The 9022-nt window shown below is 67.5% G+C and carries 8 protein-coding genes; 5 read left to right on the top strand and 3 right to left on the bottom strand.

Features of this window, described 5'->3' with window-relative positions; all coding sequences use genetic code 11:
• Nucleotides 1-36: 36 nt before the first annotated feature.
• Nucleotides 37-1830, bottom strand: coding sequence for a type IV pilus assembly ATPase TfpB (gene tfpB, locus FGS76_RS13560; protein WP_476726665.1), 1794 nt, complete (start codon nucleotides 1828-1830; stop codon nucleotides 37-39).
• A 184-nt stretch (nucleotides 1831-2014) separates the two neighbouring features.
• Here tfpB and FGS76_RS13565 point away from each other — a divergent pair, with 184 nt between their 5' ends.
• From FGS76_RS13565 to argA, 3 genes are all read left to right on the top strand, one after another.
• Nucleotides 2015-2695: a TIGR00153 family protein gene (locus FGS76_RS13565; protein WP_138773201.1), complete on the top strand. Its 681-nt coding sequence runs from the start codon at nucleotides 2015-2017 to the stop codon at nucleotides 2693-2695.
• Between the two features lie 42 nt (nucleotides 2696-2737).
• Nucleotides 2738-4006 carry an inorganic phosphate transporter gene (locus tag FGS76_RS13570; protein WP_138773202.1) on the top strand — a complete coding sequence of 423 codons (1269 nt, stop codon included), beginning with the start codon at nucleotides 2738-2740 and terminating at the stop codon, nucleotides 4004-4006.
• 127 nt (nucleotides 4007-4133) lie between these two features.
• On the top strand, nucleotides 4134-5471 hold the full coding sequence (gene argA / locus FGS76_RS13575; protein WP_138773203.1) for an amino-acid N-acetyltransferase: 1338 nt from the start codon (nucleotides 4134-4136) through the stop codon (nucleotides 5469-5471).
• 1 nt (nucleotide 5472) lies between these two features.
• Here argA and vapC read toward each other — a convergent pair whose 3' ends face one another.
• Together vapC and vapB are read right to left on the bottom strand one after the other, a co-directional pair.
• Nucleotides 5473-5871 carry a type II toxin-antitoxin system tRNA(fMet)-specific endonuclease VapC gene (vapC, locus tag FGS76_RS13580; protein WP_138773204.1) on the bottom strand — a complete coding sequence of 133 codons (399 nt, stop codon included), beginning with the start codon at nucleotides 5869-5871 and terminating at the stop codon, nucleotides 5473-5475.
• Complete coding sequence (vapB, locus tag FGS76_RS13585) at nucleotides 5871-6101, bottom strand: type II toxin-antitoxin system VapB family antitoxin (RefSeq protein ID WP_138773205.1); 231 nt, start codon at nucleotides 6099-6101, stop codon at nucleotides 5871-5873. Before vapB ends, vapC begins: the two co-directional genes overlap by 1 nt.
• A 244-nt stretch (nucleotides 6102-6345) precedes the next feature.
• Between vapB and ilvD the strand changes: the two genes are divergently transcribed.
• Both ilvD and FGS76_RS13595 read left to right on the top strand, forming a co-directional pair.
• Nucleotides 6346-8193: a dihydroxy-acid dehydratase gene (ilvD, locus tag FGS76_RS13590; protein WP_138773206.1), complete on the top strand. Its 1848-nt coding sequence runs from the start codon at nucleotides 6346-6348 to the stop codon at nucleotides 8191-8193.
• A gap of 16 nt (nucleotides 8194-8209) precedes the next feature.
• Nucleotides 8210-9022: thioredoxin domain-containing protein (locus FGS76_RS13595; RefSeq protein ID WP_476726666.1), on the top strand; the 813-nt coding region annotated here is incomplete at its 3' end.

The raw sequence follows: 9022 nt of genomic DNA on the forward strand, positions 1-9022 counted from the left end.
GGAAGATAAACCCGATACAGCACCGCCCACCGGCCGTCACAACAACACATCCTGGGACGGGGTCACGCGCATCACCTCCTCGATGGTGGTGAGGCCCTGGGCCACCTTGCGGGCCCCGCTGATGCGCAGCGGTTTCATGCCCTGCTTGACCGCCTGGCGGGTGAGCGCCTCCAGATCGCCGCCGCGCCCCACCTGCCCTTTCAGGGCGCCGTTGAACGGCATGGTCTCGTACACGCCCATGCGGCCCAGGTAGCCGGTGCCCCGGCATTCCAGGCAGCCCACCGGCTGGCAAACGGTGTCCGGCATGGCCATCTTGAAGGGCCGCACCAGCTCCTTCCAGGCGTCCGGGTCCGGGGCGGTTTCCGCCTTGCAGTGGGGGCACAGGGTACGCACCAGGCGCTGGGCCATGACGCCGATCACGGTGGCGGAGAGCAGATAGGGCGGCACGCCCAGGTCCACCAGCCGGGTGATCGACGAGGGCGCGTCGTTGGTGTGCAGGGTGGAGAGCACCAGGTGGCCGGTGAGCGCCGCCTGGATCGCCATGTCGGCGGTGGCCAGGTCGCGGATCTCGCCGATCATGATGATGTCCGGGTCCTGGCGCAGCATCGCTTTCACGCCATGGGCGAAGTCCACCTCGATGTTGGCCTGCACCTGCATCTGATTGAAGCTGGGCTCCACCATCTCGATGGGGTCCTCGATGGTGCAGACGTTGACCTCGCTGGTGGCCAGTTGCTTGAGGGTGGAATACAGGGTGGTGGTCTTGCCGGAGCCGGTGGGGCCGGTGACGAACACGATGCCGTGGGTGTGGGCGGTCATCGCCCGCCAGTGGTCGTGGTCCTCGCGGCTGAAACCGAGCTGGGCGAAGCTGCGCACCAGCACGTCCGGGTCGAAGATACGCATCACCATCTTTTCGCCGAAGGCGGTGGGCAGGGTGGAGATACGCAATTCCACCTCGTCGCCGTCCGGGGACTTGGTCTTGAGCCGGCCGTCCTGGGGTTTGCGCTTCTCCGCCACATTGAGGCGCGAGAGAATCTTCAAGCGGCTGGTCACCGCCGCCATGATCGCCGCCGGCAGTTCGTAGACATCGTGGAGCACGCCGTCGATGCGGAAGCGCATCCGGCCCTGCTCCCGGCGCGGCTCCAGGTGAATATCGCTGGCCCGCTGGGAGAAGGCGTACTGCAGAATCCAGTCGACGATATTGACGATGTGCTGGTCGTCCGCGTCGTGGTGACCCTTGCCCACCTCCAGCAGTTGCTCGAAGTTGGTGATGCCGGACAGTTCCTGGCCGCCGGCCCGGGCGGCGCCGGCGATGGAGCGGCTCAGGTTGTAGAACTCGATGCGGTAGCGGCGCAGCTGTTCCGGGTTGGCGAACACGGTTTCCAGCTCGCGCTCGCCGAGCACCTGGCGCAGATGCTCGCGCCAGTCCAGCAGGAACGGCTGTACGCAGGCCACCACCACCCGGTCCCGGCGGCTTTCCAGCGCCACCAGGCCGTGCCGTTCGGCGAAGGCGTAGCTCATCACCCGGGTGACCGCGTCCACGTCCACCTTGAGCGGGTCGATGTGATACAGCGGCAGGCCGCCCTTTTCCGCCAGCCAGCCGGACAGGAACTCCACGTCCAGCACCCGCTGGCCGTGGCTCTGGTCCACCAGCTGGTACTTGGCCACCACTTCCAGCGGGTGCCAGTTGAGTTCCTTGTTCTCCCGCGGGGTGGTGGAAATGACATTGAAGTCCTCACGGCTGACGCGCTGCTCCTCAAGCAGTTCACGCATCACCCAGCGAACGTCCACTTCCTGGCCCTGGCGGTGCCCGGGCACGGTGGAGACGGCCACGGCATTCCCCCTCGATCTAGGTTTCCGGCCACTGTAGTCCGCGCCGGGGCTTGCCGCCATCCCCGAATGCGCGGAACCTGAACCGGTGCCGGCCGCGGTGGCGGCCAGGCGCCGTGGACGGGTCGCGGCATCCCCTCTATACTCGCGCCCCAAATTATGACCTTTCCGTTACAGGGTGCCCCCCATGTCCTTCGGAAGCTCGATCGCCGGCCTGTTTGGCCACTCCCCCATCAAACCCCTGCAGCAGCACTACGACACGGTGCACGAATGCGCGGTGGGCCTGGGCGACTTCTTCGCCGCCGTCAGCAGCGGCAACTGGGAACAGGCCAAGGCCGCCCGTCAGCGCATCGCCGACCTGGAAAACCGGGCCGACGGCATGAAGAAGGAATTCCGCCTCAAACTGCCGAAAAGCCTGTTTCTGCCGGTGCCCCGCTCCGATCTGCTGGAGCTGGTCAGCGTGCAGGATAAGGTGGCCAACAAGGCCAAGGACATCGCCGGGCTGATGCTGGGCCGGCAGATGACCATCCCCCCGGCGTTGGCCGGCGCCATGGGCGACTACCTGCAAGGCGCCATCGACACCTCCGCCCAGGCCCAGAAGGCGATCAACGAGCTGGATGAGCTGGTGGAAACCGGCTTCAGTGGCCGCGAGATCCGCCTGGTGGAAGACCTGATCGAGGAACTGGACCGCCTGGAGCGGGCCAACGACGAGCAGCAGATCGTGATCCGCGCCCATCTGTTCAAGCTGGAAAGCGAGCTGCCGCCGGTGGACGTGATTTTCCTGTACAAGATTATCGACTGGATCGGCGACCTGGCCGACCGCGCCCAGAAGGTGGGCGGCCGCTTGCAGCTGCTTCTGGCCCGTTAGGGCCCGTCCACGTTAATAGCCACTCAGACCAGGGGTTTCTCAATGGAGTGGATGCTAGAACACAGCATGCTGATGCTGCTTATCGCCGGCGCGTTCGGTTTTCTGATGGCCTGGGGCGTGGGTGCCAACGACGTGGCCAACGCCATGGGCACCTCGGTGGGCGCCGGCGCGCTCACCGTCAAACAGGCGGTACTGATCGCCATCATCTTTGAATTCGCCGGCGCCTACCTGGCCGGCGGCGAGGTCACCGCCACGGTGCGCAAGGGCATCGTCGACGCCGGGGTGTTCAGCGAAGCGCCCCACTACCTGATCTACGGCATGATGGCCGCCCTGCTGGCCGCCGGCATCTGGCTGGTGGTGGCATCCTGGGCCGGCTGGCCGGTGTCCACCACCCACTCCATCGTCGGCGCCATCGTCGGCTTCGCCGCCGTGGGCGTGGGCGTGGACGCGGTGCACTGGGATCAGGTCGGCTCCATCGTCGCCAGCTGGATCACCTCGCCATTGCTGGCCGGTTTTATTTCCTTCTTTCTGATCAAGAGCGTGCAGAAGCTGGTGCTCAACCAGGACGACCCGTTCCAGAGCGCCAAACGGGTGGTGCCCTTCTACATGTTCCTGGTGGGCTATGTGCTCACCGCCGTGACCCTGGTGAAGGGCCTCAAGCACATCGGTCTGGACGTGAGCTTCGCCGCCAGCCTGGCCTGGGCGTTGATCGGCGGCCTGCTGGTGGCACTGATCGGCGGCGCCATCCTGTCGCGCATCCAGCCGGACCCGGAAGCCGACAAGGACTTCCGCTTCAGCTCCGTGGAGCGCATCTTCGCGGTACTGATGATCTTCACCGCCTGCGCCATGGCGTTCGCCCACGGCTCCAACGACGTGGCCAACGCGGTGGGCCCCCTGGCCGCCATCAACAGCGTGATCGTCAACAAAGGCGTGATCGGCGCGGAAGCCGCCATGCCCAGCTGGATTCTGCTGGTGGGCGCCATGGGCATCGTGTTCGGCCTGGCCCTGCTCGGCGCCCGGGTGATGGCCACCGTGGGCACCAAGATCACCGCCCTGACCCCCAGCCGGGGCTTCGCCGCCGAACTGGGCGCCGCCACCACCGTGGTACTGGCCTCCGGCACCGGCCTGCCGATTTCCACCACCCACACCCTGGTGGGCGCGGTGCTCGGCGTGGGCATGGCCCGGGGCATCGGCTCGCTCAACCTGCGCGTGATCGGCACCATCTTCACCTCCTGGGTGGTGACCCTGCCCGCCGGCGCGCTGCTTTCGATTCTGTTCTTCTACTTCTTCAAGGGGCTGTTCGGCGCCTGATCCCCCAAGCCGCCCTCGGATCACCGTAGGAACGGCTTCAGCCGCGATGCCCCCGGCGCCGGGAAATTCGCGGCTGAAGCCGTTCCTACGGTGGCTGCCGCGCCCCCTCGGTGGCTATACTTCCCCGATGACTTCCAGCCCCGAGAGCCCCGTGTCCGATACCGACGACCAGGTCGCCTGGTTCCGCAATTCTTCGCCTTATATCAACGCCCATCGCGGTCGCACCTTCGTGGTGATGATCAGCGGCGAGGTGCTGGACACCCCGCGTCTGCCGGCGCTGATTCATGATCTGGCCATGCTCAACGCCCTGGGCGTGCGGCTGGTGCTGGTGCATGGGGCACGGCCGCAGATCAGCCGCCGGGTGGAGGCCGCCGGTCTGGAAAGCCGGTTCGAGAACCACACCCGCATCACCGACGCCGCCGCCCTGGAGGAAGTGACCGCCGCCGTGGGCGCCCTGCGCCTGAAACTGGAAGGGCTGTTTTCCATGGGCCTGGCCAACTCGCCCATGTACAACGCCACCATCCAGCTGATCAGCGGCAACTTCGTGATCGCCAAGCCGGTGGGCGTGCGCAACGGGTTCGACTACCAGCACACCGGCGAGGTGCGCCGCCTTCAGGTGGAGGCGATCCGCCGCCAGGTGGACAGCGGCAACGTGGTGCTGCTGTCGCCCCTGGGCGCCTCGCCCACCGGCGAGCTGTTCAATCTGAACGCGGAAGAGGTGGCCTCCAGCGCCGCCATCGCGCTGGGCGCCGACAAGCTGATCGTGCTCGGCGATGGCCTGCGCGTGGACGACGACGAGGGCCGCCTGCTACGCGAGCTGACGCCCCAGGAAGCGGGCCGTCTGCTGATCCAGGAAAAGTTCAGCACCGACCCGGTGGACCGCCAGCTCACCGCCGCCTGCCATGCCGCCAGCAACGGCGTGGCCCGGGCCCACCTGCTGGACACCAGCCAGGACGGCGCCCTGGTGCGCGAACTGTTCACCCGCGACGGCTGCGGCACCATGGTCACCCGGGAAAGCTACGAAACCCTGCGGGGCGCCCGCATCGACGACGTGGGCGGTATCCTGGAACTGCTCGCCCCCCTGGAAGAGGACGGCACCCTGGTGCGCCGCTCCCGGGAACTGCTGGAAAACGAAATCCACCGCTTCGCCTTGATCGAGCGGGACGGCATGGTGATCGGCTGCGCCGCGCTCTACCCGTTTCCCGACGACCGCATCGGCGAACTGGCCTGCGTGGCGGTGCACCCGCACTACCGCAACAGCGAACGGGGCCTGCAACTGCTGCGCTACCTGGAACGGCGCGCCCGCGAGCAGGGCCTGCAAAAACTGTTCGTGCTTACCACCCGCACCGCCCACTGGTTCCGCGAGCAGGGCTTCGAGCCCGCCGGCGTGGAAGCGCTGCCGGCCCAGCGCCAGGCGCTGTATAACTGGCAGCGTAACTCCAAGGTGTTCGTGAAGAGCCTGTAACCTAGGCCCAGTCCTCGATGCGCAGCCCCGGCACCCGGTCGAACTCGCGGGTATTGTGGGTCACCAGCACCAGCGAGCGGCTGCGGGCGTGGCCGGCGATCATCTGGTCCAAGGGCCCGATGGGCGTGCCCGCCCGGGCCAGCTCCGCGCGCAAGTCTCCGGTGTGGGCGGCGGCCTCGGTGCCGTAGTCCAACACCTCCAGGCGGGCGGCGAAGCCTTCCACCACCTCCAGATTGTCCCGGCGCCGGGCGGACCGCTCGGCGCCGTAGATCAGTTCCATCAGCGTCACGCTGCTGATGCACAAGGAACCCTGGCGCTCCCGAAAGGACTCTCGCACCGCCGCCGGCCGGTTCTTGATGGTGAAGATGCAGATATTGGTATCCAGCATGTACTTCAGCATCAGAACCCCTCGCGCTCCTGCTCGCCGGGCTGCTCCCGGTCGCTCATGAAATCCGCGCTCACGGCGGGGCCGTCGAACCAGCTGTCCCAGGCCTCGCCGGCGGGCACGATGATGCGTGCGCGCCCCACGGCGATAATGTCCACCTGACGCACATCATCGGGAAAGGCGACCGCCTTGGGCAGACGCACCGCCTGGGTACGATTGCTTTTGAACACAGTGGTTTTTTCCATGGCGGGCACCTCCGGCATCAAGGATGACGCCCGTAGTGTTGCCGCCTCGGATGTATATGTCAACGGGATATACACGCTCCTGCTCCTTCCGCCAAACCCATGCTTCAGCCTAAGGCGCGGCTCCGCACCGGTCTGTAGGAAATCCCTGTCTTTTCCCGTAAGCCATCGGATACGCCGCATTCCCCCTTCCACGCCGGCCTGCGCTACACTATCCGGCCCTGAACACCCGGCAGCAGAGGATCCCATGCCCCAGTACCGTTCCCGCACCACCACCCATGGCCGCAACATGGCCGGCGCCCGCGCCCTGTGGCGTGCCACCGGCATGAAGGACGACGATTTCGGCAAGCCGATCATCGCCATCGCCAACTCCTTCACCCAGTTCGTGCCAGGCCATGTGCACCTGAAAGACATGGGCCAGCTGGTGGCCGGCGAAGTGGAGCGGGCCGGCGGCATCGCCAAGGAGTTCAACACCATCGCCGTGGACGACGGCATCGCCATGGGCCACGACGGCATGCTCTATTCGCTGCCCAGCCGCGACATCATCGCCGACTCCGTGGAGTACATGGTCAACGCCCACTGCGCCGACGCCCTGGTGTGCATCTCCAACTGCGACAAGATCACCCCGGGCATGCTGATGGCCGCCATGCGCCTGAACATCCCGGTGATCTTCGTGTCCGGCGGGCCCATGGAAGCGGGCAAGACCAAACTGGGCGAACAGAAGCTGGACCTGGTGGACGCCATGGTGATGGCCGCCGACGACAAGGTGGACGACGCCACCGTGGCCGAGGTGGAACGCTCCGCCTGCCCCACCTGCGGTTCCTGCTCCGGCATGTTCACCGCCAACTCCATGAACTGCCTCACCGAAGCCCTGGGCCTGTCGCTGCCCGGCAACGGCTCGCTGCTGGCCACCCACGCCGACCGCCGCGAGCTGTTCCTGGAAGCCGGCCGGCGCATCGTCGATCTGGCCCGGCTCTACTACGAGCAGGACATGGAGAACGTGCTGCCGCGCAACATCGCCTCGGTGAAGGCGTTCGAGAACGCCATGAGCCTGGACATCGCCATGGGCGGTTCCACCAACACCGTGCTGCACCTGCTGGCCGCCGCCCAGGAAGGCGAAGTGCCCTTCACCATGAGCGATATCGACCGGCTCAGCCGCAAGGTGCCCTGTCTGTCCAAGGTGGCGCCGGCCACCCAGAAATACCATATGGAAGACGTGCACCGCGCCGGCGGCGTGATGGGCATCCTCGGCGAGCTGGACCGGGCCGGGCTGCTGCACAACGACATCCCCATGGTGCACTCGGCCACGGTGGCGGAAGCCCTGGAACACTACGACGTGATGCGCACCGCCGACGAGGGCGTGAAAAAGATGTTCACCGCCGGCCCGGCGGGCATCCCCACCCAGACCGCCTTCAGCCAGGACACCCGCTGGGACAGCCTGGACACGGACCGCGCCGAAGGCTGCATCCGCGACTATGAGCACGCCTACAGCAAGGACGGTGGCCTGGCGGTGCTGTACGGCAACATCGCCGAGCGCGGCTGCATCGTGAAGACCGCCGGCGTGGACGACTCGATTCTCAAATTCACCGGCCGCGCCCGGGTGTTCGAGTCCCAGGACTCGGCGGTGCGCGCCATCCTCGGCGACCAGATCGTCGCCGGCGACGTGGTGGTGATCCGCTACGAAGGCCCGAAAGGCGGCCCGGGCATGCAGGAAATGCTCTACCCCACCAGCTACCTGAAATCCAAGGGCCTGGGCAAGCAGTGCGCGCTGCTCACCGACGGCCGTTTCTCCGGCGGCACCTCCGGCCTGTCCATCGGCCACGCCTCCCCGGAAGCGGCGGAAGGCGGCGCCATCGGTCTGGTGGAGGAAGGCGACACCATCGAGATCGATATCCCGGAACGCACCATCCGGCTGGCGGTGAGCGACCAGGAAATGGCCGATCGCCGCGAGCGCATGGAGAAGCGCGGCAAGCTGGCCTGGAAGCCCAAGGAAATCCGCCAGCGCAACGTGTCCACGGCACTGCGCGCCTACGCGGCCCTGACCACCAGCGCCGACCGCGGCGCGGTGCGCGATCTCAGCCAGATCGGCCAGTAACCGCGGAGGGCCAGGGATGAGCCTGCAACGCCGCCTGATGCCCTACCTGGCCCGGCTGCTTACCAGCCCGGGCCGGGAACGCTGGCGCCGCCGTCTGCTGGAAGCACGCCGGCGGCTGCGGCGGCGGCCCCATGAAGCGGTGTTTTACTTCCGCATCGACGACCCCTATTCCCTGCTGATGGCCCAGGTGCTGCCGGCCTTCGGCGAGCACTTCGGGCTGCGCATCACGCCCCGGGTGATGCTCTATCTGGACGCCAACCTCTACCCGGAACCGGACATGCTGCGCGCCCTGGCTCCCCGGGACGCCGCCGCCCTGGCCGGCCTGCACGGCCTCACCTTTCCCGAGCCGGCCACCCCGCCGGACCCGGCCCTGGCCCTGGCGGCCACCCGCTGCCTGCTCAAACACGAAGGCGACCCGCGCTTCTGGAGCCTGGCCCATGCCCTGGGCCAGGCGCTCTGGGCCGACGACCAAACCCGGCTGGCGGAACTCACCGGCGAGCACGGTCAGCAGCCGGAGGATCAGGCCCAACTGGCCCTGGAAGCCCGCCGTGACCAGTTCCTGGTGGACGGCCACTACCTGACCGGCACCCTGCACTACCAGGGCGAGTGGTACTGGAGCGTGGAACGGCTCGACCATCTGGCCCGCCGACTGGAAGGGCTCGGCCTGGGCGGCGGGCCCTGGCCGCTGGACTACGGCGCCGCCAAGCGGGCCCGCCCGGACCGCCCGGCGGCGGCGCCGGGAACCCCGCCGGCGGTCTCCTTCTCGTTCCCCGGCCCCCCTTCCTATCTGGCCCTGGGGCGGGCCTTCCCCCTGGCGTGCCCCCTCTGC

Origin of the sequence: Alloalcanivorax gelatiniphagus (assembly GCF_005938655.1) — a bacterium.
In the GTDB taxonomy this organism is placed as follows: Bacteria; Pseudomonadota; Gammaproteobacteria; order Pseudomonadales; family Alcanivoracaceae; genus Alloalcanivorax; species Alloalcanivorax gelatiniphagus.